Genomic DNA, 23,904 nt, shown 5'->3' with positions numbered 1-23,904 from the left:
AAACGGTCTGCCCAGAGAATCCACCGTGCCGGCGAGTGTCGGTTGTACTTACCAGAGAGAGTGCGTTATGACTTGTTTTCCTCTATTTCTGCGTTGCAAAGTTGCGTGCCTGGCTTGCGTTGTGACGGCCGCCATGGCTGTTGCCACGCCCATCTCTGCACAGGCGGCGTCCCTGATTTCGGGTCCGCTGCTCGACAATGCGCGCCGCAACATCCTTGGCGTGCGTGGCAGCCTCGTGCAGGTGCCAGCGGACGAGCCCGCGCAGGGAGCATTCGTGCCGGAACGGTACGCCGAGCGATGATGTGAGGCAGACCCGGCTCTCCGGTCCTTTGCTAGCAGGAATGGCATGGACTCGGAGGGCCCATCCCAGACATTTGGCCTCTAGCGCCGCGCAAACCGAAATTGCATTGGCGTTGGAATGGTTACAAACAGTCGTAACAGTGGGTCTCTCACTTGCTAGGATTTCGCGGTCTACTTCTGCTTAACCCGCGCGACGTTGGCGCTTCGGGAGTCACAGGGTAGATATCAGGCTGTTATTCGCGCATCTATCGCAGCCGCCTGATTTACTGAATCCCGCGAGTGGAGATCGTTATGAAAATACAAACAAACCTTCCCCGAATCACCGCCATTGCGCTTGCGGCCATGCTGGTCACGGGCTGCGCCACGCAACAAGGCACGAACACCGCGATTGGCACCGGTGTGGGCGCCGCGGCTGGCGCTGGTATTGGGGCGCTGATTGGGCACGGCAAGGGAGCAGCCATCGGCGCGGGCCTCGGCGCCGTCGCGGGTGGTCTGGTCGGCTACAACTGGTCCGGCGTCAAGCAAGACGTCCAGCAGTCCGGCGCGTCGTCCCTGGGCATTGATGTGGTGGAAATGCCCGACGGCAGCCTGAAGGTCAATATCCCGAGTAACGTCTCGTTCGACACGGACAAAGCAGTGCTGAAACCCGAGTTGCTGCCCGTGCTCGACAGTGTCGCGCGTTCGCTCGCGCAGCATCCCGAATTGCGCACCAAGGTGGTGGGCCATACGGATAGCACCGGCTCGGAAGCACACAATCAGAAGCTTTCCGACAGCCGCGCGCGTAGCGTGACGACGTACTTGGCGAGCAAAGGTATCGCGCAAGACCGCATGACCATAGAGGGCCGCGCCGCGCGCGACCCGATTGCGGACAATTCGACAGCCGAGGGCCGGGCTCAGAACCGGCGCGTGGAAGTCTATCTGTACGCGGTGCAGTAAAGCGGATTCGGCTGACTCGACGTCGGCCGTACACTTCTACGCGATGATGTGCGTCGCGCGCCAACCTGAGGGTCGGCGGGCGACGCACATCATCGCGTTATCGGTCAGCCGCGTACGTAGTACAGGCGCATGGCCTGCTGACGGTCGGAGGGGTCCACCACCTGGATGCGTACGGCGTTCGGCGTAAAGCCCTCTGGCATTTCCGCCGTGCCTTGCGCGACCTGGTAGCGCCCCAAGGTCACCTCGATCGGGTCGAGTTCCACGGTGCCCGAGCGCCCATTGCGGTAAGTGCCTTGCACCGCCAGTTTCAAGCTGCCCTTGAATTCATTGCCCTTGCTGTCTTTCATCAGCAGGACTTGATAGCTCAGCTTGCCCGGCGCGCGGCTAAACGATCCGGCGCGTACCCCGATGTCAGTGCCGCGGGGGTCTGGCGGGATCAGGTTCTGGAAAATGGCCAGCGCTTGCTCGGCTCGCTGCAGACGCGTCCGCGCCTCATTCAGCTCGGTGGTGGCTTTGTCGCGCGTGGACTCGTTGGCGTCGCGCTGTGCGGTCGCTTCGCTCAATTGCGTCTGCAAACGCTGCCGGTCCACATTGGCGGCGTTCAGTTCAGATTGCAATTGCTCGGATTGTTCCGCCGTCAGGCGGGTCGGGCCGTAATTGGCCTGCAGGAAGAGCACGCCGCCCGCGCCCAGGCCCATTCCCACCAACAGCACGCCCAGCCAGCGCGGCATGCGTCGCTGGCGCTTGCCCGGTTGGTAGACCGATGGTTTGAATACAGCTCGTTGTGAGCGTCCGAACATCCCCATTCTGAAAAACCTTGTGTGCGTGAGTAACCGGCCAGGTGCCGATTCAAAACCCTAGAGGATAACGGTTGTAGCGCGAGACGGGCATTTTAGACAAATCTAGTTGCGACTTCACCCCGCCGCGCGCAGTCTCGCATCAAGCACGTCGAGGCGCTCGGGCGTGCCCACATCCGTCCAGCCGCCAACGTGATGGCTGCCCAATACGCCGGGTCGGGCCATCGCGGCACGCAGGATGGGCGCCAGGCGCTCGCGCGCCCCGGCGGGAATCGCGGTAAACAGCCCGGGCCGATACACCCCAATGCCCGCAAAGGTCAGGCGCGGCAATCGCGACTTCGCATCAGGCAGCCCGGCGACGTCTGCGGATGCTTGTTCTGCTTGGACCCAGCCATTGGGCGCCAGATAGAAATCGCCCTGCGGATGGTGTTCGGGATTGTCCACGAGCAGCAGCCATGCGTCCGCGTGTGACCGGTCCATCGCCTCTCGCTGCGCGAGGGCATGGGCGGGGTCCCAATCGCACCAGATGTCGCCGTTGACCACCAGGAATGCTTCCTTGCCCAGTAATGGTAAGGCCTGCGCGATGCCGCCGGCCGTCTCCAAGCCGCCGGCGGGCTCGGGCGAGTATTGAATGCTCACGCCAAACCGGCTGCCATCACCCAGCTGCGCGGGCAGCTGCTCGCCCAGCCAGGCGTGATTGATCACAATGTTCCGGAATCCGGCGGCGGCCAGCCGTTCCAGATGCCAGACGATGAGCGGCTTGCCGGCCACCGGTAACAGGGGTTTGGGCGTATGGTCGGTGAGCGGGCGCATGCGCTCGCCGCGTCCGGCCGCCAGGATCATGGCGCGCATCAGAACGTATACCCCACTTTGACTTCGCGATTGTCGATCCGGTCTAAGAGTCGCAAAAGCGGTGCAAAGACGCCATAGCGCTGCGCGACCTGACGCACATAAGCGTTCACACGCGGGATATGGTTCAGATATGAGGACTTGCCATCGCGATGATGCAGGCGCGCGAATACGCCCAGGATGCGCAGGTTGCGCTGCAGGCTCATCCATTCATAGGCCTGGTGAAAGGCGGCGAAATCGCTGTCTACGGGCAGGCCCGCGGCGCGCGCCATGTCCCAATAGCGCGCGGCCCAATCCAGCTGCTGCGGCTCTTCCCAGGTGGTGCGGGCATCCATCACGAGCGACGCCAGGTCATAGGTGATGGGGCCGGCCAGCGCGTCCTGGTAGTCCAGTACACCTGGATTCGGCCCATACGCGGGGTCGTCGCACACCATCAGGTTCGGGGAATGAAAATCGCGGTGCACCAGAACGGGTTGGTCCGTGACGCAGGTCTTAGAAAGCAAGTCGAATATCCGTGCCAGCGCCGCCGAGGTCTTGTCATCCAGCTCCAGGCCATGATGCTTGCCGACATACCACTCAGGGAACAGCGTCAGCTCGGCGGACAGGCGGGCGCTGTCATACGCCGGCAGGCCGTCGATTCGCGCCTGCTGCATGCGCACAAGCGCGGCCAGCGCCTCGCGGTAGAGGGTTTGCAGCTGGGCATCCGGCAAGCCGTCTTGGATGCGCTGGTAATACGTGTCGCGGCCCAGGTCGGACAATAACAGCAGGCCTTGCCCGGCGTCTTGCGCCAAGACTTGGGGCACGTTCAGCCCGGTTTCGCGGAGCAGGTCGCCCACGTGCAAGAACGGACGCACGTCCTCGTGCGGGGGCGGCGCATCCATGACGATGACCGTACGGTCGCCCGCGCGCAGGCGGAAATAGCGGCGGAAACTGGCGTCACTGGACGCCGGTTGCAAGGTATCCAGGGCCAGCGCCAGCTCGGCGGGCAGGGATTGGAGCCAAGTACGAACCTGGTTCAGGCGGGAGTCGTGATCGGTGCTCAAGAGGGCCGTCTCTCAGTGCGGTAGAGTTTCTGTTTCAATGCCGACGCGAGCCTTCGGTAGGTTCGCGTCCGCCTTCTCTATAATACCGGGTCGTTCCCCCTGGCAGGCATGATCGCGTGCGTGTCGTGGCCGGGCCCTGTTCGCCGTTGATGACGGTCTCATCGCGGTGGGCGTTTTCGTCGAAAGGTATGCGTTTACGGTGCGTATGGTCCGGTGGTTGATCCTCTCTGCTGTCACCCTGGCGGGGGCCGTGCATGCCCAGGGTACCGTGTCGTCTTCCGGCACCACCCCTGGGACGGCGGCGACGCAAGGCTCGCTGCAGTTGCGCAGCTCGACGGGGTTGAGGGTACGCAACGTGCCCCAGGACGATGCGGCGTCGTACCTGCAGGCCGATCAGATCCAGGGTGATCCCGATTCCAATCTCACGTTGAGCGGCGCGGCCGAGGTGCGTCGTATCGATGGCGTGGTCAAGGGCGAGCGGATCGACTATCGCAGCGATACCGGGCAGACCGATTTGCAGGGCAATGTGCGCATGATGCGCGACGGGACGCTGATTACCGGGCCGTCCGCGCAATACAACATCGATACGGATAGCGGCGAAATCGAGTCGCCGAATTTCTGGATCGGCGCCAGTGGCGGCTCGGCGCGCGCGGATCGTGCAGAGATCTTCAGCCGATCGCAGCTGCGTCTGACACAGGTGCGATATACCGGCTGCCCTTGTCCGGAACCCTCCTGGTATATCGATGCGGACCGGGTGGATCTGGACTTCGACGAGAACGAAGGCGTCGCGCGTAACGGCGTGCTGTATTTCAAGGGCGTGCCGTTGTTGGCGTCGCCTTATCTGACGTTCCCGGTCAAAAAAGAACGTAAGTCTGGCTTTTTGATCCCGACGTATGGGGTCAGCAGCAAGAGTGGTTTGGATCTGTCGGTCCCTTACTACTTCAACCTTGCTCCGAACTACGACGCGACCTTGCAGCCGCGCTACCTGAGCAAGCGTGGCATGCAGCTCGGTGGCGAGTTCCGTTATCTGGGCGAGAGTTATTCCGGTAGCCTGCTCGGTACCTATCTGGGCGACGATTGGGAGACCGGCGACAAACGCTGGCTATTCCGTTCGCGTCACCAGCAGACGCTGGGTGGCGGCTTCTACGCGGACTGGGATTACGCCCGGGTGTCCGACGACAACTACTTCCGCGATTTTTCGTCGATGGGGCTCAACGATGCGTCGACCACGTATCTGCCTCAACGCGGCCTCGTCGGCTGGGGCAACAAATACTGGCAGGCCACCGCGCAAGTCTATAAGTATCAGACGCTGCAGGATCCGGATGCGCCGGTCACGCCGCCGTATAACAAGATGCCCGAATTGACCTTAAAGGGCGCGCGCTACGATCTGAACAATCTGGAGTTGGAGTGGACATCTTCGGCTGTGCGCTTTCAGCGCCCCGTTTACAAGGGAGACCGGGTGGGTCAGGATGGCGATCGCTTGCAGTCATATCTGACGGCGGCGATGCCTATTCGCCGTGCGGGCTGGTACGTCGTGCCCAAGGTCGGCTTCCATTACACGCAGTACAACACTGACTGGTACGACGTGCAGAACCGGTCGCGCGATATGTCGCGCGCCCTGCCCATCATGTCGGTGGATGCCGGGATGGTGTTCGAGCGCGATACCAAGCTGTTCGGCAATGATTCCATCCAGACTCTGGAGCCGCGTCTGTACTACCTGCGCGTGCCGTATCGCGACCAGAGCAAACTGCCGGTTTATGACACCACGCTGGCGGATTTCAGCTTTGAACAAGCGTTCTCGGAAAACATCTATGTGGGCGGCTGGGATCGTATCGCGAATGCGAACCAGCTGACGGCCGCGTTGACGACGCGATGGCTGGATGCGGATACCGGGTTCGAGCGCATCTCGCTGTCTGGCGGGCAGCGGCTTTATTTCGAAGACCAGCGCGTGACCTTGCCGGACGAAACGCCGCGCAAGGATCGTAACGTCCGGTCCGATTTTCTGGTTGCCGCCAGCGCCGCGTTGACCGACACGCTGAGCACCGAGGTGGCCGCGCAATACGACCCGTACGACAACAATTGGTCGCGCGGGCTTGTCAGTGCGCGCTGGCGTCCTCAGCGCCTGACGTCGGTCGCGCTGTCGTATCGTTATCAACGTGATCCCTCGCCGGTGGGTGCGCTCTATCAGCCGCGCGGACAAAACCAAATCAGTCTCGCGTTTCAGTGGCCGTTCACGGATCGTCTCTATGGCGTGGGCCGGATCGATTATTCCTTGCGCTCCGTGCCTCAATCGACGATCGCGGATTCGACCAATGAGTCCCCGCGTGTGACCCAGGCCATCGCGGGACTTGAGTACAAAGGCGATTGCTGCTGGACGGGCCGTGTGGTATTTCAGCGCTATGCCGTCTCGGCGACCGAGTCGAACTCCACGGTGTTCTTCCAGTTGGAACTAAGTGGGCTGGGATCGCTCGGAACGAATCCGATGGACCTGTTGAACAAGAGCATCCCTGGCTATCAGGCTGTGTCGCCACAGCCCGCACAGGGATCGAAATTTGAAAGGTATGAATAATGCGTCGCTTGCATACTATGCGCCGGCTCTCCGGTAATCTGCTGGTTCTGACGGCGTGCGCGGTTGCGTCTGCGGCTTATGCCCAGCCACACGCGACACCGGCCAAGACCGGCGCCGCCGCACAGCCTGCCGCCAAGGGCGAACAGATGGTCGATGGCATCGCGGCGGTAGTCAACAAGGACGTCATCACGCTGCGAGAAGTCGACGCGGCCGCCAAAAGCGCCATGGCGGAGCTCAAACAGCGGGGCATCCAAGTGCCGCCGCAGGATATTCTGCGCCGCCAGGTGCTGCAGAACTTGATTCTCGAGCGCGTGCAGTCGCAAGAGGCAGACCGACTAGGTATCCGCATCAACGATGCGCAAGTGGATCAGGCGATTGAATCGATCGCCGCGCGCAACCGCATCACGGTGCCGGCCATGCGCGCTGAAATCGAAAAAGGCGGTGTCAGTTGGGCGGAATATCGCAAATCTCTGGCTGGTGATTTGCGCCTGAATCGCTTGCGTCAGCGCGCGGTCGATTCCAATATCGTGATCAGCGATGCCGAGATCGATGCGTTCCTGCGCGATCAGCAGAATAATCCTGCCGCTCGTGCTGGCGGCAACGTCATGCAAGGTCAGCCGGCCGCGCGGCCTCAAGCCCAGACTCAGGCGGGGCCCGAGCAGATCGCGCTGGGTCAGATCCTCGTGCGTGTGCCCGAGGGTTCGAGCCCCGAGCAGGTGGCCGCGCTGCGTAAAAAGGCCGAAGGCCTCTTGCAACGCTTGAAACAAGGCGCGGATTTCGCGAGTTTGGCGGCCGAGGCTTCTGACGGACCCGAGGCTCTGCAGGGTGGCGTGATGGGCGCGCGGCCGATCGATGGCTGGCCGGATCTGTTTGTGCAGGCGGTATCGTCGTTGCAGCCCGGTCAGGTCAGTAAGGTGCTTCAGAGCGGCAACGGTTTTCACATTCTCGCCGTGCTCGACCGTACCGGTGGCCGATCGGCACCCGCGCAGCCGGCGGCACCGCAGCAGGCGCCGGCGATGCCGCAGCCGGGCGCGGGCATGCCTGCTCAGCAGGGGCCGGTACAGGTGACGCAGACGCGCGCGCGCCATATCCTGATCAAGACCTCCGCCGTGATGAGCGACGATCAGGCACGTCAGCGCTTGCAGCAGATTCGCCAGCGTGTCGTCAATGGCGGTGCGAAATTCGCTGACATGGCACGACAGTATTCCGAAGACAGCAGCGCACCGCAGGGCGGCGATCTGGGTTGGGTGAATCCGGGCGAAATGGTGCCCGCGTTCGAACAAGCCATGAATGCGTTGCCGGTCGGAGGCATCAGCGAGCCGGTGTTGTCGCCCTTTGGCTGGCACCTGATCCAGGTCGAAGAGCGTCGCGAACACGATGTCAGCGATGAACTGCAGCGCATGCAGGCGCGTCAGATCTTGTTCGAACGTCGCGCGGAGCCCGCATTCGAAGACTGGCTCGAACAGCTGCGCAATGGTGCTTACATCGATAACCGCCTGGAGAAGCAGTCGGAAATCGAGCAGAACAACCGCTAAGCGTATCGAGTGCATTCATGAGCAAGCACCAGGCGCGCAAGCGTTTCGGACAACACTTTCTGACCGACGACAGCGTGATCGAAGGGATCGTGCGGGGCATTGCGCCCGCCGCCGATGATCACATCGTCGAGATTGGCCCGGGTTTGTCGGCGCTGACGCAGCCCTTGCTGCGCAGCCTCAAGCACCTGACCGTAGTCGAGATCGACCGCGATCTGGCGGCGCGGCTGCGTCGCCAACATCCCGCCGAGCGCCTGACCGTGATCGAGGCCGATGCCTTGACGGTGGATTTCGGGGCGCTGGGCGAGGGACTGCGGGTGGTGGGCAATCTGCCCTACAACATCTCCAGTCCGTTGCTATTCCATCTGATGGGCGCGGCCGATACCGTGCGCGATCAGCATTTCATGCTCCAGCGCGAGGTGATCGATCGCATGGTGGCGCAGCCGGGAACCGCCGACTATGGCCGGCTGTCGGTCATGCTGCAGTCGCGCTATCGCATGGAGAAGCTGTTCGACGTGCCGCCGGAAGCCTTCGATCCGCCGCCGCGCGTGGTGTCGGCGGTCGTGCGTATGGTGCCATTGCCCGCTGACCGTTTGCGACCGGTTAGCGATTCGGCACTGGAAACTGTGGTCGCGCGCGCGTTCGCGCAGCGTCGCAAGATGCTGCGACGGGCCTTGGGCGATTGGGCCGCGCAGGTTCCCTGGGAAGTGCTGGATATCGCGCCCACCGCGCGAGCCGAGGAAGTCTCTGTCGAAAAGTTCATCGGCATGACCGATGCGCTGGTGGAAGCCGGAGTGGTTGCGGCGTAAGCGGTTGGGATCAGCCTCGTCGTGGACGATATTCAGCGGCCTATCACCCGCGATAGCCCGCCAGGCATTGACAGCCGGCTCGTGCCGGCCAGCCCTTTACAGCCTGCGCGTTTACAGCCTGCGTTTCCCAGCCGCCAACCACAGCTGCATCACGTCGCGAGCACGATCACATAAGTACTGGGCAGCGTTTTCGCAGGCGTGTTCCAGCGTCACGGGCCCGGGCGCCAGGCTGAACGCGGCCGTGATGCCGCCGGCATGCAGTTCCTCGTAACCCGCCCCTAACGAACCTGCCAGCGCGACCACCGGGACGCCTGCACGTTGGGCGATACGCGCTACACCGGCGGGCGTTTTGCCCCGCAAGGTCTGCGCATCCATGCGGCCTTCGCCGGTGAAGGCGAGCGCCGCGCCCGCCATGGCTTGCGCCAGATTTCCGAGTTCGGCCACTACCTCGACGCCGGGGCGAAAGCGCGCGTTTAGAAATGCATGCGCGGCAAACCCCAGACCGCCCGCCGCACCCGCGCCGGGCGCATCGCGCAGATCTCGCCCGAGGTCGCGCGCGCAGACATCGGCAAACCGCCGCAAGCTGTCGTCCAACAGTTTGACCTGCTCGGCTGTGGCGCCTTTCTGGGGGCCAAAAATCGCCGATGCACCTTGCGAGCCGCACAGCGGATTATCGACATCGGAGGCAATCTCGATCCGGGTTTGCGCCAACCGCGCATCAAGCTTCGACATATCCAGCCGGTCGAGGTTTGCCAGCGCGGCACCGCCGCAGGGCAGGGTGCTGCCATTGCTATCCAAGAAACGTACGCCTAATGCGGCAAGCAGGCCCGCGCCGCCATCATTTGTACTCGAACCCCCCAAGCCCAGGATAATGCGCTGCGCCCCGGCATCGAGCGCCGCGAGGATGAGCTCCCCTACGCCACCGCTGCTGGCGCGCATGGGATCGCGTTTGTCGGGCGGTGTTTGCTCCAGACCCGCCGCGGCGGCCATTTCGATCACGGCCGTGGCGTCATCGAGCCAGCCCCAGGGAGCTTCGATGGGTTCGCCCAATGCACCGCGTACGCGGGTCGTGCGCCATTGGCCGCCGGTTGCCGCCAGCACCGCGGCTACCGTGCCTTCGCCACCGTCGGCCATCGGGATGCATATCGTCTCCGCATCCGGGTACGCTTGCTTGACACCCCGCGCGATGGCAGCGGCTGCGTCGGGGGCAGAGAGGCTTTCTTTAAACGAGTCGGGAGCGATGACGATTTTCACGTTGATCGTTGAGAGTCAGATAAAAGGAGTTGGGATCGCGCGCAGTCAATGAAACGCGTTAATAATACCCGCAGAGCCCGCCGGGTTTGTACGCCATATCTCATCAATCATGCGAGGGTGTCGTACCATAGGTCGTTCGTTGTCAATGTCAGAGAGGTGATTCATGTCAGTATTGCGTCGCACCAAAATTGTCGCCACGCTAGGGCCCGCGACGTCCACGCCCGAGCAGTTGGAAGCCCTGGTGCGTGCGGGCATCGACGTCGCGCGATTGAACTTCTCGCATGGCACGGCCGACGATCACCGCGAGCGCGCGCGCCTCGTGCGCGAAGCCGCCGAGAAGCAAGGTCGCTATGTCGCCATCATGGGTGACTTGCAAGGGCCAAAGATCCGTATCGCGCGCTTTACCGATAAGCAGATCGAGTTGCATGTCGGAGATAAGTTCGTGCTGTCGAATAGTCACCCCAAACACCAGGGCACGAAAGAGATTGTCGGAATCGACTATCCCGAACTGGTGCAGGACTGCAAGCCTGGCGATGAGCTGTTGCTCGACGACGGCCGCGTGGTGCTGGTTGTGGATCGCATTGTCGATGATGCCGTGCATACGACGGTGACGGTCGGTGGCCCGTTATCGAACAACAAGGGTATTAATCGTCGTGGTGGGGGATTGTCCGCGCCGAGCCTGACGGATAAGGACCGCGCCGATATTCTGGTGGCGGCCGAACTTGAATTGGAATATGTGGCCGTCTCGTTCCCGCGTTATGGCAGTGACATCGACGAAGCGCGCCAATTGCTGCGCGCCGCCGGCAGCGACGCGTGGATTGTCGCCAAGATTGAGCGCGCCGAAGCGGTCGTCGATGACGAAGCCCTGGACGCATTGATCCGCGCCAGCGATGGCGTCATGGTCGCGCGTGGTGACCTGGGGGTCGAAGTGGGCGACGCGGAACTGGTGGGCATCCAGAAACGCATCATTCAGCACGCGCGCACGCTGAACAAAGTGGTCATCACTGCCACGCAGATGATGGAATCGATGATCTCGAGTCCATTACCCACGCGTGCAGAGGTATCCGACGTTGCCAATGCGGTGCTGGATTACACCGACGCGGTCATGTTGTCCGCTGAAAGCGCATCGGGTAAATATCCCGTCGAAGCGGTGCAGGCGATGGCACGCGTGTGCCTGGGCGCGGAAAAGCATCCCACCAGCATGAAGTCGCATCATCGCCTGGGCGAAACATTTACGCGTTGCGATGAGACGATCGCACTCGCGGCCATGTATGCGGCCAACCATTTCCCCGGCGTCAAAGCCATCATCGCCTTGACCGAAAGCGGCCATACGCCGCTCATTATGTCGCGCATCCGGTCGGCGGTGCCGATCTATTGCTATAGCCCGCATCACCACACGCAACATCGCGCGGCGATGTTCAGAGGGGTATATACGGTGCCATTTGATCCATCGGCATATGACCCGTCGGAACTGAGCGACGCAGCGATCGGCGAACTGAAAAAACGTGGCCGTGTGCAGCCGGGCGACTGGGTGATCCTGACCAAGGGCGATTCCTACCGCGATAGCGGCGGGACCAACGGGATGAAAATCCTGGTGGTGGAATAAGGCGGGATTCAGCGTTTCGCATAGCATATTGACTGCGCATAGCCTTCGCGCAGTCTGGTTTCTCGCATCCACCGCGAACTCCGAACCTGGGCTGAACTGACACAACTATAAAGCCGGTGATGCGGTGCCCCGATCGTCGAATTGGCGTGGCGGGACACCGCATTGTTAGCAAGATAAGTTCGCAAGCCCGTACAACATCAAGGTTGGAGTTAACGATGCATGAAATCTCTTTATGTCATTTGGAGCGTGCTTCGGGGGGGATCGACCGCATGTCCCTCGTTCTATTCGGTAGTTTTGGCGCCCCAATCGGCTATGTGCTCGGATCGCAGCTTCTGGGGGGCTGCTCGCCCGCGGGGGTGATTCAGCAAGTCTGCACAGGATGGGTCGTACCTACCATTGCCAGCTACGTTCCTGGCGTCCCGAGCAGCCTCATGTCCCCGGGGCACGCTGTCGCTGCCAGCGCACTGGCTGGCGCTTTGCATAGCGCCATCGATTTCGGCTTTTCAAGCGCGCCGGTGGTACATAACGACACCTCAGCCACCAACGCTCCCAGCATGTCGATTGTCAGGGCGTGAGCGCTACCGAAGACGGCGACTCGATTCGCCAACCTAACCATTAACCATTTGGAGAAACACGATGCAAACAATTTCTTTACACGACGCTTCGCGCGTCGGCGGTGGTATGGAAGAGGCATATTTGGCGATGTTAGGAGGTATAGGCGGCTTTCTCGGCCATACCACGGGCTCCATGATGCAAGGGAAGTGCGACTGGGGCGCGTTACCTGCAGCCGCTGTAGGTGCGGGTCTGGCGTTCGCAACGGCGCGCTTTAGTCCACATGGCCCTGCGTATACGCCTCCCGTGGCCGCCGCATTTGTCGGAACAATCTATGGACTGATGACAACCCTCGACGAACTCAGATTGGGCAACATCGCAGTGGAATTGCCACGATTGAGTTACGCGAAAAACCAATAACACACCGCGATCGACGCCAGTACGCCGGCGAGATCGGCCAACAACGCGCACCCCACTGCATGGCGCGCGCGCAGGATGCCGACCGACCCGAAGTACACGGCGAGCACGTAGAAAGTCGTTTCGGTGCTGCCCTGCATGACGGAAGCCAGCAGCGCGGGAAAGCTGTCCACACCGAAATGGCTCATGGTCTCTAGCATCATGGCGCGTGCGGCGCTGCCGGAAAACGGCTTCACCAGGGCCGTCGGCAGCGCATCCACCCACCGTGTATCCCAGCCAATGGCGTGCGCGAGCCAACGGATGCCGTCCAGCGCGATATCGAGGGCACCCGAGGCGCGCAGCACGCCTACCGCGCAGAGCATGGCCACGAGATAGGGCAACAGACTCTTGGCCACATCGAAACCATCCTTCGCGCCCGCGATAAAGGTTTCGTAGACGGGGACACGCTTGTAGGCGCCAATGATCAGAAAGGCCAGCAGAATGCCGAACAGCATCAGGTTGCCCATCAACGAGGATAGCGTGGCAATGGCCACGGCAGACATCCCGGCCAGCATCGCCATGAACCCGCCCAACAGCAGCGCTACGCCACCCAGCCAGGCCAGCACCACGGGATCGTAGAGCTTCAGACGCTGGCACAGCGCGACAGACAGCAAGCCCGCGAGCGTGGACGCGCTGGTGGCCAGCAAGATAGGCAGGAACACCATGGTGGGATCGGCGGCGCCTTGCTGCGCGCGAAACATAAACACCGTGATCGGCAATAGCGTCAGTGACGATGCGTTCAACACCAGAAACAGGATTTGCGCGTTGCTGGCGGTGTCCGGGCTGGGGTTCAGCGTCTGCAGTTCGCGCATGGCGCGCAACCCGATCGGCGTCGCGGCATTATCCAGGCCTAAACCGTTGGCGGCGAAATTCAGGGTAATCAGCCCAATGGCGGGATGGCCACGCGGGACCTCGGGCATCAGGCGCGCGAACAAAGGTCCCAGCAGCACCGCGAGTTTTTCCACGAGACCGGCGGCCTCGGCGATACGCAGAAAGCCTAGCCACAGCGTCAAGGTGCCAAACAGCAGCACCATGACCTCGACCGAGACGCGCGCCATGTCAAACAAGCTGCCGACGATCTGGCGGAACACTTCGGGATCACCGATATAGAGCCAGCGATGCAGCGCGGCGGCGGCGGCCGCGAGAAAAAATCCCAACCAGAGTTTATTGAGCATGACGAAGACGAAGACAGCGTTAACGTGCCGTGCATGGCGACGCTCATTGTCGCAGACTTGCCCCAACGCGCACCGATTTCTGTTCTGCCCGCCTGTAACTCGGGTGCGAGCCGGGCAGACGGTGCGTTCTGGCCGGATATACGGGATTCATCCCATGTGCAGGGAGCGTCAATTCGGTATGCTTGATAGGGATACGCGGAGACTGTGAATAAAAGGTTGCATATGGACTTCAACGCATGGCGTCGTCGGCGCATTTCGGAGCCTGCCTTTCGCTGGGCGCGCAAGGCAATGCCAGGATTGTCGGACACAGAGCGCGAGGCCATCGACGCGGGCGATGTGTGGTGGGACGCCGATTTGTTCACCGGAGATCCGGACTGGAATAAATTGCTCTCCGTACCTCGCGCCACGCTGACGGAGGCCGAGCAGCAGTTTCTGGATGGGCCGGTCACGCAGTTGTGCGCGATGCTGGACGAGTGGGATATCACCTGGCGTCGCGGCGATCTGCCCGAGGCCGTGTGGCGGTTCCTGCGCGAACACCGCTTTTTCGGGATGATTATTCCGACCTCCTACGGCGGCCTGGGTTTTTCGCCGTATGCGCATTCGGAGATCGTGCGCCGGATTTCCGCGTATTCGGTCACGGCCGGCGTGACGGTGATGGTGCCTAACTCGCTCGGCCCAGGCGAGCTGCTGCTGCAGTTCGGCACGCCCGAACAGCGGGATTACTGGCTACCGCGTCTGGCCGACGGCACGGAGATCCCGTGTTTTGGCCTGACAAGCCCCGAGGCGGGCTCGGACGCGGCCTCCATGACGGATACCGGCGTGGTGTGCCGCCAGGTCGTCGATGGGCAACAAGTGCTGGGGATTCGCCTCAATTGGCGCAAGCGCTATATCACGCTCGGTCCGATTGCCACCGTGCTCGGTCTGGCGTTCAAACTCCAGGACCCCGATGGTCTGCTAGGTGGCAAGACCGACATCGGGATCTCTGTCGCGTTGGTGCCGACCAATTCCGCTGGCGTCACGATCGGCCGTCGCCATTTGCCTTCTATGCAGGTATTTCAGAACGGCCCAACCGAAGGCAAAGACGTCTTTGTACCGTTGGATGCGCTGATCGGCGGGCCAGGCAAAGCCGGCCACGGCTGGCAAATGCTGATGAGCGCACTGGCGGCAGGGCGCGGGATCTCTTTGCCTTCGCTATCGGCCGCTGCCGCCGTCTATAGCGCCCATGTGACCGGCATGTATGCGCGGGTGCGTCAGCAGTTTGGCATCGCGGTCGGGCGCTTTGAAGGCGTGCAGGAAAAGCTGGGCCGACTGGCGGGTAATGCCTATATGGTCGAGGCGGCGCGCCGATTGACTTGCGCGGCGTTGAACCAGGGGCATAAACCCGCTGTGGTGTCAGCGATCATGAAGTATCACGCGACCGAGCGTATGCGCGAGTCGGTCAATGATGCGATGGACGTGCACGCCGGCAAGGCGGTGATAGACGGGCCATCGAATTATCTGGGGTCCTTGTATCGCGCGTTGCCCATAGCCATCACGGTAGAGGGCGCGAACATTCTGACGCGTTGCCTGATCATTTTCGGGCAGGGCGCCATCCGCGCGCATCCATATCTGATGCGCGAAATCCTGGCGTTGGGGGACAAGGATGAAGCGCGCGGTCTGCAGACCTTTCACGATGTGTTCTGGACGCATCTGACGCATAGCGTCAAGAACGGTTTTCGTGCCTGGGGGCGGGCATGGACCGGCGGGCTGCTGACTCGCGCGCCCTCTAGCGGCCCGATCGCGCGGCAGTATCGGCGGTTGAGCCGCTATGCGTCGGCGTTCGCGTTGGTGGCGGATGTCGCCATGGGTGTGTTGGGCGGTGCGCTCAAACGGCGCGAGATGCTGTCGGGGCGTCTGGGCGATATCCTGGCTGAGCTGTACCTGTTGTCGGCGGTGCTCAAGCGATGGGAAGACGATGGTCGCTGTCAGGCGGACTTGCCACTGGTGCAATGGTGCATGGACGACGGCTGCGCGCGTCTGGAGACCCGATTCGATCAGGTCCTGGCGAATCTGCCGCAACGTCCCCTGGCATGGGCGCTGCGCGCGATCGTCTTGCCGGTACGTTTGAACAGGGGCCCGAGCGATGCGTTGACGCGAGAGTGTGCCGAGCTGTTGTTGTCGCCATCGCCCACGCGTGCCCGTGTCGTGGCCGATCTGCAGCGGGGCCGGGGCGATGATGCGGTCGCACAACTTGAGCGCGCCTTCGCGTTGGTGCATGCCGTGCAACCGCTGCTTGACCGGTTAAAGCGCGAGGGTGTGCGGGATTGGCGGCTGGCGCATCAGGCGGGGGCGATTACTGATGAACAGGCTCGCGAAATTGAAGCCGCGCAAGATGCGGTCAGCCAGGTGGTCGCGGTGGATGACTTTATGCCGGGCGAGTTTGCGCGTCCGTCGGTGTAAAGCCGGACTGCTACGAGCCCATCTGGTCGAGGTCGGGGTATTTCGTGCCCGCTTCGGCGTCAGTCATTTTGCGCAGCAAATACAGCAAGGCGACACGTTCGGCTTCGTTGAGGGGGCCGAACGTTTCCTCCGTAATCGCGCGGGCGAAAGGTTGCATCTCGATCACCAGCTGCTGACCGTCCGCCGTTAACGCGACCATGACTTTGCGACGGTCGGCGGGATCCGCCTGCAAGCTCACGAGTTCGCGGTTTTTCAGACGATCTACCACGCCGCGTATGGTTGCCTGATCGATCACAGTGGCCTTGACCAGATTCGCGATTGAGGTGGGGCCATCTTCGTTTAACGCGCACATCACCACGAACTGCGCAACCGTGAGCTTCGAATCCGGAATGAATTGCTGAAAGAGCGCGGTGTGGCGCTGATAGGCGCGACGCAGCAAGTGACCTACCTGCGTGGAAAACTGGTATTTACTCGAGTCCTCCGTGGCGGTGCGAGCGGCGGTTTGCGGCAGGTCAGGCGAGGATCGGGTCATTGACGCTATGGGTTTGTTGTAGAGCTGAACGCAGTTTTTCTGCAGTATAAGGCGGCGCACACAGGCGTAAACCCGTGGCATCGAAAATGGCATTCGCGATAGCCGGCGCGCAAGGCAATGATGCCGATTCGCCCACACCCAGCGGCGGTTCATCCTGTCGTGGCATCAGCAATACATCGACCTCGGGTATGTCGGTGAAGTTGATAATCGGGTAGGCGCCCCATTCGCGGCTGGTGACACCTTGCGGGCCAAAGGTGACCTGCTCAAGCAGGGTGCGGCTCAAAGCCTGGATGATGTTGCCATGCACTTGATGGCGCACGCCCGCGGGATTGACCATCATGCCGGCATCCTGGGCCACGGTGATACGGTCCACGCGCAGACGGCCGGTGACCGGGTCGATGTTGATGTCCACCACCCAGGCGGCCCATGCCGCGCCAAAGCCGGGGAATTTGCTATGGATATAGCGCGCATAGGCCAGGCCGCGCCCGCGTAACAAGCCATCCGCGCCGGGAACGCCCCGACTACCGGGGGTATGTGGGCGCCATTGCGCGCGTTCGCCGACGGCGGCAATCAGGTCACGCGCGCGCGTGTCGTCCAGATGCCGCAACCGATATTCAAGCGGATCGGCGTCGCTCAGATGCGCCAGTTCGTCGATCATGCTTTCGTGCGCGAACACATTGGGCAGTGCCGACACGCCGCGCAGCCATGATGCGCGCACCAACGGCGGCGTGTCATGGCAAACGATGTTCATATTAGGGTAACGATAGGGCGGCATCGCGGTGCGATCACCCATTTGCAAGGTGCGCGGCTGATTGGAGATCGTGCCGGTCAACAATAGCGCGAGCAGGGGCGCATCGTTCGACGGATATCGTACGCCGAGGTCATAGGCGAGCAGATTGCCGTCTGCGTCTGTGGCGGCTTGCAAGTCGATCAGCTGGGCGGTGCCTTTAGGCTCCCATTGATGTTCCTGTTCGCGCGTCAGTTGCACGCGCACGGGCGCGCCCACGGCCATGGCGAGCAGCGCGGCATCGCCACACACATCGTCGGCGCAATTGCGGCCATAACAGCCAGACGCCTCGTACCGGACGATCTCGATATTGCCTTCGCCCAGCTGCAGCAACCGGTCCAGATCGGTGCGCAGCATATGCGGATTCTGCGTACCGGACCATATGATCAAACGGTCATCTCGATAGTCGGCCACCGCGCATGACGGGCCGATCGAGCCATGCATGTGATAGGGCCAGACGTAGCTGCGGCGCACGACGTGGCGCGCGTGCGCAGGCGGCGTCGCGCCTAGCACTTCATCGGGCTGGCCTTGTCGATGGAGCGGGCGCGGCTCGGAGGGGTTCGCGCGTAGCGCGGTCTCCAGATCACTCAAATCTGGTGCGGGTGGTATAGGTTTCCACTGGATCTTCAGAGCCCGCATGGCGGCGATGGCTTGTTCCTCGCGGTCCGCCACCACACCGACGAAGTCGCCTTTGACCACGACCTGTACATTGCCCGGCAGATGCGCGACAGACGACTCATCGACAGCGATCAAGCTATGCCCGATGAAGTCCCCGCCATCGCGTCCCGGATAAGGGGGGCGAATGACACGGCCATGCCGCATGCCGGGCACGCGCACGTCATGCACAAAGGTGAGTTCACCGGTCGCCTTGGCCGGGATGTCGACGCGGTTGTGCGCCTTGCCCACGATCTCATAGGATGACGCAGGCTTCAGAGGCACATCTTCGGCAAGCGTCAGTCGGTCATGCCGGCCGCGTACCAATTTTCCGTAGTGCAAGCTGCGTGTGTCCGACGCATCTTTGAATACGATGGCCCCCGCGCGCGCTTGTAGCGCATGCACAGGCACCTGCCAATGTTCGGCCGCGAGCTTTATCAAATGCTCGCGCGCTTGCGCGGCCGCGCGCCTCAGTGGTACTGCCGAGATCTGTATTGTGGCGCTGGCTATCGTGGGGCCTTGGTTTGGCGCGGCCTCGGTATGGCCGAGCACCATGTCCAGCCGCTCGAACGGGACCTCGATTTCCTCGGCCGCAATCTGCGCGAGGGAAGTGCGTATGCCCGTGCCCAGATCCACATGCCCGTTAAAGGCTTGCACCCGCCAACCACCAGGCGCTTCGGGTGCATCGAGCACTGCGATGAATATCTCCGGCGTTTCCGGCACATAATCCGTGGGCGCCCCGGGTTGCCCGGGCGCGGGCTTGGGTGGGGCGACGGGGTCACGGACAATCAACAGGACGCCCTGTTGATTCAGCAACCCATCATGCAGGGATTTGGGCGAGGGCAGACTCATGGCAACGCGATTGCTTAACGCGAGACAGCCTGCGTGTCCGCGATGGCCTGCGCCAGCGGCATGACCGCGGCATATTTCTGCGCCATGTCGAACAAGTTGGCATCATGCGGGCCAATTGCACGGTCGCCCACGCAATCGGACACGACTAAGGGGCGGAAACCGGATTGCATGGCATCAACCACACTGGCGCGCACGCATCCGCTGGTCACGCAACCTGCGACCAGCAAGGTCTGCACGCCGCGTTGTGCCAACCATGGAGCAAGCATGGTGCCAAAGAACGCCGAGGGCGTGCTCTTGCGCACCACGTACTCGCCCGGCGCGGGCGCGAGCTGCGGCACGATTTGGCTCGCGGGGCTGTCTTCTTTCAAGGTCAGCATGCCGGGCACTTTCAGGCAGAAGATGTTCGTGTCTGCGTCGTCGTCGGCGAATACGATACGGCTATGCGCCACTGGCCAACCCTGCGCGCGCGCGTGCGCCAGCAGGTGCTCGGTCTGCGCCATGGCTTCGGGTATATTGCCGCCGCCAAACACCGCCGGATCCGCGAATCCATTGACGAAGTCGATGATCAACAGGCCAAACGGCGCTTTCAAAGGCAGCGGGGTGCCAAAGCCCTGACGGGCATAGGCCGAGACGTCGCCCTTGACGCCGTCGGTGGGAATGGTTTGAGTCGAGACGGTGTTCATTGCACGATTCCAACGAGTTGTTTGCGGCGCTCGGCGCGCGCGAGGCCTTCTTTATCCTGAACCACGCCATCGATCACGGTCGCCTGGCCGTCGAGGCGAACCGAGCAGTTACGCATCGGGATATCGATGTGGCAAGCGGTAGTGCGATTGCCGCCGGCTTCGTTATTGGGACCCATGGACCACAGGAAGTTGCCTTCGAACGCGCGGGCGTCCATGCCGATATGCGATTCTTTATCGTAGTGAGCCAGCATCGACCAATGCGCGCGCGGCTGCAGACCCCAGCCCACGTGCGACACCGCGTAGGCTTCGGGGTCCTCGTACGAGGCCATGTATTCGCGCAGGATCTCGGCTTGCAAGCCGCCTTCGATGGCGCGGACATAGCCATCGCGGATCGTGAGCTTGATCGGGTCGTTGACGTATTCCTTGAGCGGCAGCAGGATGTCGCCACGATCCAGCACGACGACGCCCTGGCTTTGACCTTCGTTAGGCCAGGTCAGCACAAAGCCGCTGGGCCAGTGGTCCCAACGTCCTGGCTCATCGACAAAGCCATATTCGCAGATGGCGGGGAATTCGCCGAGCTGGCAGCGCAGATCCGTGCCGGCCTCGGACGTGATGTGCATTTCCTTGGCGGCTTTGATGTGCTCGGACGCGGCGATGACGCGTGCGCGATCGGCCTCGGTGGGCACGAGCCGGCACAGGACCTCGGGCGGCTCGACGGCCAGCAGGATCTTGGTGCCGCTGCTCAGGATGTCGTGTTGTTCGGGCGAGAACAACAGCGTCATCAGGTCCAGCACCAGATCGCTGGCCTTCAGCGCAGCAATGGCGGCGGGATTGCCGGTCAGTGGCGTGGTGCCCAAATAGGCCAACGAATCGCGAGAGAGCGACTTCTCGGCATTGACGGGGGGTAAGTCCAGACGATTGACCCGAGCGCCCATGTCGCTGGCCGCGGCGATTGCGCAGCGCAAGGTCTGAGGATGCGTATCGGCGCCGGTGAGCACGGTGACGGTTTGACCGGCTTCCAGTTTGGACAGTTTAAGTACCTGTTTCCAGGCGTGGATCAGATCGATATCGCTGACGGACATGGCGGGCTCCAAATAGCGAGAGAGGGGGGCGGCTAGCCACCGCAAGCAACGTGAGGCGATGCGTTAACGTACAGCGTCCAGGCGCTGACCCAGAAAATCACCGAACGCGGCGTAGAAACCTTCCTCGTTATCCCACGGAATCATATGCCCCGCATCCGGCACGCGCACATGCTGAGTCTGGCCGGCGAGCTTTTGCCATTCCGCCACGTCCTCGTCGCGCACGACATCGCCGCGTTCAGCGGTCATGAGCAGCATGGGGGTCTGGATTTTCGGCAGATCCGCATGGATATCGTCGCGGCCAAAATCCTCGAAACTCTGCACGATGGCCGGTTCATAGCAGGTGTGCAACCATTGTGCCCGCAGACGCAGCTGCGCCTCGGTCCAGGTCGGGCAGAACGCGCGCATCGCCTCGGCATCCATGCCGTGCGTGGCCTGGCGGATCGAGTCTACATACCAGGGCAACTTGGCCGGGTAGGGGCGACGGCCGGGGCCGGATACCGGAGGATCGACGGCCACCAGATGCGTCAGGCCGGCGGGTTGCGTACGCGCAGCGCGTACCGCGATACGCGCGCCCATTGAGTGGCCCACGTAGGCGTAACGCGTCAGACCCAGCGCCTCGGTCAGGGCGAGTACGTCAGCGGCTTGCGCATCCAGGCCATAGTCCAGACCAGGACCCGACGACGACAGACCGCGGCCGCGCACGTCCAGCACATAGGTATCGAAATGCTGACCCAGGCGTTCGGCGACAAAGCCCCAGGTGACAGCCGGGCTGGTGATCCCCGGGATCAGCACGATGGAGGGACGTTCCGCGCGCGCGCCGTCTTGGCCGCCGTAGCGCAGGTAGTGTTGACGGATGCCGTTGGCATGCACGTTGGCGCCGTAGAGAAAGGTGGAGGGGGACGCTTGCGTCGTGGGCACTTGAGTCTCCAGAGAAAAGAGGTCGGCACGGAGCGTCCCGGTCTCCGGGCGGCATCCATGAGGGAGTATTCGAAAAATACAGCGTAGACGCTCAATATATAGAAATTGCCAGCGTGCCGCAATGCGCTGTAGCGGCCAGAAAACTCTAGGGAAAACACCTAGATAGATTGTGCATTGAATTCTTGTGTTTCATTCTGGGTGCCGGTAAATTTTAAAAAAAGAGCGTATACGCTGTATTGATAATCCTCAAACCGACCCCTGACATTGCGGTCGTCGGCGCGAATTTTTGACTGCTAGGAGTTTTCTGTATGTCCGCACAACCTCGAATCGCCGTCATCGGCGCTGGCCTGGGAGGCGCGGCCGCTGCTTCGCTGCTGGCCCAGCAAGGGTATAACGTTCACGTTTATGAGCAGGCGCCGTCGTTCTCGCGTCAGGGCGCCGGCATCCACGTCGGCCCCAACGTGATGAAGATTCTGCGCCGTATCGGTATCGAGGACGCGCTGAACGAGCAGGGTTCGCATCCGGAATTCTGGTATAGCCGTCACTGGCAGACGGGCGACGTGCTCGCGCAGATCCCGCTGGGCGACTATGCGGTCAAAGAATATGGCGCGAGCTACCTCACCGTGCATCGCGGCGATTTCCATGCCTTGCTGATCGACGCGCTGCCTGATGGCATGATCAGCTTTGACAAGCATCTGGTCAAAGTCGAGGACAAGGGCGATGTGGTGCATCTGCACTTCGCCGATGGCTCCATGGCCGAGGCTGACCTCGTCGTCGGCGCCGATGGCGTGAACTCGCGTATCCGCGAGGAACTGCTCGGACCCGAGCCTCCAAAGTACGCCGGCTATCTGGCACACCGCGCCGTGTTCCCGACCCCGCAAGTCAAAGACGGCATGTTGCCTTTCGACCCGTGCGTGAAGTGGTGGAGCGACGATCGCCACATGATGACCTACTTCGTCACGGGCAAGCAGGACGAGCTCTATTACGTGACCGGCGTGCCGGTCGAAGAGTGGGACCTGAAAGATCGTTGGTTGCCCAGCAGCAAGGACGAAATGCGCGAGGCCTTCCAAGGCTGGCACCCCACCGTGCAAGCACTGATCGAGGCCACGGTGGAGGTCACCAAATGGTCGCTTCTCGAGCGCGATCCGCTGCCGTTGTGGAGCCGTGGCCGTCTGGTGCTGTTGGGTGACGCATGCCATCCGATGAAGCCGCACATGGCGCAAGGCGCCGCAATGGCGATCGAAGACGCCGCAATGCTGGCCCGTTGCTTCAAGGAAGTGGGCGTGAACAACTACGAACTCGCCTTCGATTTGTACGAAGCCAACCGTGCCGAGCGCGCCAGCAAGGTCCAGCGTATCTCGCATGACAACACCTGGCTGCGCACGAACGAAGATCCTTCGTGGTGCTTCGGTTACGACGTGTTCAGTGTGCCGCTCGTCGACCCGAAGTCCAAGGCGGCGTAAGCTCTCACCTTTTTATTCAGGGCCCTCGTCATGAACCGCCACGCCGTCGCTGCAAGCGCTGCAGATCACCCTGACACGATTTCGTTATCGGTCAACGGTCAGGCGTGTGCGGTTGTGGCGGACGCGGCCACGCCGCTATTGCTGGTGCTACGCAACGACTTGGGCCTGAACGGTCCGAAGTACGGCTGCGGTCTCGGGGAATGCGGGGCGTGCACCGTGCTGATCGATGGCGTAGCCGCACGATCGTGTGTCATCCCGGTCAAGGGCGCTGTAGGCCGCGAGGTCACGACCTTGGAGGGGCTGGGCGACAGCCGTTGTCCCGGACCGACGCAACAAGCCTTCATCTCTTGTCAGGCTGCGCAGTGCGGCTATTGTCTCAATGGCATGATCATGACGGTTGAGGCCTTGTTGCGGCGTCATCCCAATCCCTCCGAAACGATGATCCGGCAAGAGTTGCGTCATAACCTGTGCCGTTGTGGCACGCATCTGGAAATTCTGGAGGCCGCGCGCGAAGCCGCCGTGCTGCGTGCGCAAGCTTCTATCGCGTCTCCTTCCGAGGATAAAAAGCTGTGAGTGGCGCCGATCTCATCGACGTCAGCAAGGCGCAGCCGGTAGC

21 protein-coding genes are annotated in these 23,904 nt (G+C 62.1%); 11 read left to right on the top strand and 10 right to left on the bottom strand.

Going from position 1 to position 23,904, the window contains the following annotated elements:
- Positions 1 to 133: 133 nt before the first annotated feature.
- Positions 134 to 301 (top strand): hypothetical protein, encoded by a 168-nt coding sequence (locus tag GOQ25_RS01355; RefSeq protein WP_160348642.1) that lies wholly within the window; start codon positions 134 to 136, stop codon positions 299 to 301.
- Positions 302 to 591: 290 nt separating this feature from the next.
- On the top strand, positions 592 to 1,236 hold the full coding sequence (locus GOQ25_RS01350) for an OmpA family protein (protein ID WP_160348641.1): 645 nt from the start codon (positions 592 to 594) through the stop codon (positions 1,234 to 1,236).
- Positions 1,237 to 1,340: 104 nt separating this feature from the next.
- Here GOQ25_RS01350 and GOQ25_RS01345 read toward each other — a convergent pair whose 3' ends face one another.
- The 3 genes from GOQ25_RS01345 to GOQ25_RS01335 all read right to left on the bottom strand — a co-directional run bounded on the left by GOQ25_RS01345 (position 1,341) and on the right by GOQ25_RS01335 (position 3,925).
- Positions 1,341 to 2,036 carry a DUF6776 family protein gene (locus GOQ25_RS01345; RefSeq protein ID WP_160348640.1) on the bottom strand — a complete coding sequence of 232 codons (696 nt, stop codon included), beginning with the start codon at positions 2,034 to 2,036 and terminating at the stop codon, positions 1,341 to 1,343.
- A gap of 114 nt (positions 2,037 to 2,150) precedes the next feature.
- On the bottom strand, positions 2,151 to 2,885 hold the full coding sequence (gene murU / locus GOQ25_RS01340; RefSeq protein ID WP_160348639.1) for an N-acetylmuramate alpha-1-phosphate uridylyltransferase MurU: 735 nt from the start codon (positions 2,883 to 2,885) through the stop codon (positions 2,151 to 2,153).
- Positions 2,885 to 3,925 carry an aminoglycoside phosphotransferase family protein gene (locus tag GOQ25_RS01335; protein ID WP_160348638.1) on the bottom strand — a complete coding sequence of 347 codons (1,041 nt, stop codon included), beginning with the start codon at positions 3,923 to 3,925 and terminating at the stop codon, positions 2,885 to 2,887. Before GOQ25_RS01335 ends, murU begins: the two co-directional genes overlap by 1 nt.
- A 199-nt stretch (positions 3,926 to 4,124) precedes the next feature.
- Between GOQ25_RS01335 and GOQ25_RS01330 the strand changes: the two genes are divergently transcribed.
- The 3 genes from GOQ25_RS01330 to rsmA are packed head-to-tail and all read left to right on the top strand — an operon-like array spanning position 4,125 to position 8,835.
- The gene (locus GOQ25_RS01330; protein WP_370519858.1) at positions 4,125 to 6,494 is read left to right on the top strand and encodes an LPS-assembly protein LptD; all 2,370 of its coding nucleotides are present in this window, start codon (positions 4,125 to 4,127) and stop codon (positions 6,492 to 6,494) included.
- Positions 6,491 to 8,029, top strand: a complete 1,539-nt coding sequence (locus GOQ25_RS01325; protein WP_160348791.1) for a peptidylprolyl isomerase — start codon at positions 6,491 to 6,493, stop codon at positions 8,027 to 8,029. The genes GOQ25_RS01330 and GOQ25_RS01325 overlap by 4 nt, the downstream gene beginning before the upstream one ends.
- A 17-nt stretch (positions 8,030 to 8,046) precedes the next feature.
- Positions 8,047 to 8,835: a 16S rRNA (adenine(1518)-N(6)/adenine(1519)-N(6))-dimethyltransferase RsmA gene (gene rsmA / locus GOQ25_RS01320; protein ID WP_160348636.1), complete on the top strand. Its 789-nt coding sequence runs from the start codon at positions 8,047 to 8,049 to the stop codon at positions 8,833 to 8,835.
- A 111-nt stretch (positions 8,836 to 8,946) separates the two neighbouring features.
- Here the strand turns inward: rsmA and GOQ25_RS01315 are convergent, their stop codons facing one another.
- The gene (locus tag GOQ25_RS01315; protein ID WP_160348635.1) at positions 8,947 to 10,089 is read right to left on the bottom strand and encodes a glycerate kinase; all 1,143 of its coding nucleotides are present in this window, start codon (positions 10,087 to 10,089) and stop codon (positions 8,947 to 8,949) included.
- 163 nt (positions 10,090 to 10,252) lie between these two features.
- Between GOQ25_RS01315 and pyk the strand changes: the two genes are divergently transcribed.
- The 3 genes from pyk to GOQ25_RS01300 all read left to right on the top strand — a co-directional run bounded on the left by pyk (position 10,253) and on the right by GOQ25_RS01300 (position 12,667).
- Positions 10,253 to 11,695 (top strand): pyruvate kinase, encoded by a 1,443-nt coding sequence (gene pyk, locus GOQ25_RS01310; RefSeq protein ID WP_160348634.1) that lies wholly within the window; start codon positions 10,253 to 10,255, stop codon positions 11,693 to 11,695.
- 269 nt (positions 11,696 to 11,964) lie between these two features.
- Complete coding sequence (locus tag GOQ25_RS01305) at positions 11,965 to 12,270, top strand: hypothetical protein (protein ID WP_160348633.1); 306 nt, start codon at positions 11,965 to 11,967, stop codon at positions 12,268 to 12,270.
- A 61-nt stretch (positions 12,271 to 12,331) separates the two neighbouring features.
- Complete coding sequence (locus GOQ25_RS01300; RefSeq protein WP_160348632.1) at positions 12,332 to 12,667, top strand: hypothetical protein; 336 nt, start codon at positions 12,332 to 12,334, stop codon at positions 12,665 to 12,667.
- Here the strand turns inward: GOQ25_RS01300 and GOQ25_RS01295 are convergent.
- Positions 12,649 to 13,878: a nucleoside recognition domain-containing protein gene (locus GOQ25_RS01295; protein WP_160348631.1), complete on the bottom strand. Its 1,230-nt coding sequence runs from the start codon at positions 13,876 to 13,878 to the stop codon at positions 12,649 to 12,651. The genes GOQ25_RS01300 and GOQ25_RS01295 overlap by 19 nt on opposite strands.
- A 222-nt stretch (positions 13,879 to 14,100) precedes the next feature.
- On the opposite strand from GOQ25_RS01295, the gene GOQ25_RS01290 reads away from it, so the two are divergent.
- Positions 14,101 to 16,317 carry an acyl-CoA dehydrogenase gene (locus GOQ25_RS01290; protein WP_160348790.1) on the top strand — a complete coding sequence of 739 codons (2,217 nt, stop codon included), beginning with the start codon at positions 14,101 to 14,103 and terminating at the stop codon, positions 16,315 to 16,317.
- A gap of 10 nt (positions 16,318 to 16,327) precedes the next feature.
- Here the strand turns inward: GOQ25_RS01290 and GOQ25_RS01285 are convergent, their stop codons facing one another.
- From GOQ25_RS01285 to GOQ25_RS01265, 5 genes are all read right to left on the bottom strand, one after another.
- Positions 16,328 to 16,849, bottom strand: coding sequence for a MarR family winged helix-turn-helix transcriptional regulator (locus tag GOQ25_RS01285; RefSeq protein ID WP_160348630.1), 522 nt, complete (start codon positions 16,847 to 16,849; stop codon positions 16,328 to 16,330).
- Complete coding sequence (locus tag GOQ25_RS01280) at positions 16,830 to 19,142, bottom strand: molybdopterin cofactor-binding domain-containing protein (protein WP_160348629.1); 2,313 nt, start codon at positions 19,140 to 19,142, stop codon at positions 16,830 to 16,832. The genes GOQ25_RS01285 and GOQ25_RS01280 overlap by 20 nt, the downstream gene beginning before the upstream one ends.
- A 14-nt stretch (positions 19,143 to 19,156) precedes the next feature.
- Positions 19,157 to 19,825 carry an isochorismatase family protein gene (locus GOQ25_RS01275; protein ID WP_160348628.1) on the bottom strand — a complete coding sequence of 223 codons (669 nt, stop codon included), beginning with the start codon at positions 19,823 to 19,825 and terminating at the stop codon, positions 19,157 to 19,159.
- Positions 19,822 to 20,907 carry a 2,5-dihydroxypyridine 5,6-dioxygenase gene (locus tag GOQ25_RS01270; protein WP_160348627.1) on the bottom strand — a complete coding sequence of 362 codons (1,086 nt, stop codon included), beginning with the start codon at positions 20,905 to 20,907 and terminating at the stop codon, positions 19,822 to 19,824. Before GOQ25_RS01270 ends, GOQ25_RS01275 begins: the two co-directional genes overlap by 4 nt.
- 63 nt (positions 20,908 to 20,970) lie before the next feature.
- Complete coding sequence (locus GOQ25_RS01265) at positions 20,971 to 21,825, bottom strand: alpha/beta fold hydrolase (RefSeq protein ID WP_160348626.1); 855 nt, start codon at positions 21,823 to 21,825, stop codon at positions 20,971 to 20,973.
- Positions 21,826 to 22,133: 308 nt separating this feature from the next.
- On the opposite strand from GOQ25_RS01265, the gene GOQ25_RS01260 reads away from it, so the two are divergent.
- Together GOQ25_RS01260 and GOQ25_RS01255 are read left to right on the top strand one after the other, a co-directional pair.
- Positions 22,134 to 23,288 carry an FAD-dependent monooxygenase gene (locus tag GOQ25_RS01260; RefSeq protein WP_160348625.1) on the top strand — a complete coding sequence of 385 codons (1,155 nt, stop codon included), beginning with the start codon at positions 22,134 to 22,136 and terminating at the stop codon, positions 23,286 to 23,288.
- 30 nt (positions 23,289 to 23,318) lie between these two features.
- Complete coding sequence (locus tag GOQ25_RS01255) at positions 23,319 to 23,861, top strand: (2Fe-2S)-binding protein (RefSeq protein ID WP_160348624.1); 543 nt, start codon at positions 23,319 to 23,321, stop codon at positions 23,859 to 23,861.
- Positions 23,862 to 23,904 lie beyond the last annotated feature (43 nt).

The organism is Bordetella sp. 15P40C-2 (genome assembly GCF_009763235.1).
Classification (GTDB): Bacteria; Pseudomonadota; Gammaproteobacteria; order Burkholderiales; family Burkholderiaceae_B; genus Bordetella_A.
Note: the sequence above shows the minus strand (reverse complement) of the source record. Positions and strands in the feature narration are given on the sequence as shown.

Excerpts from the sequence above, each read along its gene's own strand:
- pyk (WP_160348634.1), top strand. The coding sequence starts at position 10,253 with ATGTCAGTATTGCGTCGCACCAAAATTGTCGCCACGCTAGGGCCCGCG.
- GOQ25_RS01285 (WP_160348630.1), bottom strand. The coding sequence starts at position 16,849 with ATGACCCGATCCTCGCCTGACCTGCCGCAAACCGCCGCTCGCACCGCC.
- GOQ25_RS01275 (WP_160348628.1), bottom strand. The coding sequence starts at position 19,825 with ATGAACACCGTCTCGACTCAAACCATTCCCACCGACGGCGTCAAGGGC.
- GOQ25_RS01270 (WP_160348627.1), bottom strand. The coding sequence starts at position 20,907 with ATGTCCGTCAGCGATATCGATCTGATCCACGCCTGGAAACAGGTACTT.
- GOQ25_RS01295 (WP_160348631.1), bottom strand. The coding sequence starts at position 13,878 with ATGCTCAATAAACTCTGGTTGGGATTTTTTCTCGCGGCCGCCGCCGCC.
- rsmA (WP_160348636.1), top strand. The coding sequence starts at position 8,047 with ATGAGCAAGCACCAGGCGCGCAAGCGTTTCGGACAACACTTTCTGACC.
- GOQ25_RS01350 (WP_160348641.1), top strand. The coding sequence starts at position 592 with ATGAAAATACAAACAAACCTTCCCCGAATCACCGCCATTGCGCTTGCG.
- GOQ25_RS01305 (WP_160348633.1), top strand. The coding sequence starts at position 11,965 with ATGTCCCTCGTTCTATTCGGTAGTTTTGGCGCCCCAATCGGCTATGTG.
- GOQ25_RS01300 (WP_160348632.1), top strand. The coding sequence starts at position 12,332 with ATGCAAACAATTTCTTTACACGACGCTTCGCGCGTCGGCGGTGGTATG.
- GOQ25_RS01355 (WP_160348642.1), top strand. The coding sequence starts at position 134 with ATGGCTGTTGCCACGCCCATCTCTGCACAGGCGGCGTCCCTGATTTCG.
- murU (WP_160348639.1), bottom strand. The coding sequence starts at position 2,885 with ATGCGCGCCATGATCCTGGCGGCCGGACGCGGCGAGCGCATGCGCCCG.
- GOQ25_RS01255 (WP_160348624.1), top strand. The coding sequence starts at position 23,319 with ATGAACCGCCACGCCGTCGCTGCAAGCGCTGCAGATCACCCTGACACG.
- GOQ25_RS01290 (WP_160348790.1), top strand. The coding sequence starts at position 14,101 with ATGGACTTCAACGCATGGCGTCGTCGGCGCATTTCGGAGCCTGCCTTT.
- GOQ25_RS01345 (WP_160348640.1), bottom strand. The coding sequence starts at position 2,036 with ATGTTCGGACGCTCACAACGAGCTGTATTCAAACCATCGGTCTACCAA.
- GOQ25_RS01280 (WP_160348629.1), bottom strand. The coding sequence starts at position 19,142 with ATGAGTCTGCCCTCGCCCAAATCCCTGCATGATGGGTTGCTGAATCAA.
- GOQ25_RS01260 (WP_160348625.1), top strand. The coding sequence starts at position 22,134 with ATGTCCGCACAACCTCGAATCGCCGTCATCGGCGCTGGCCTGGGAGGC.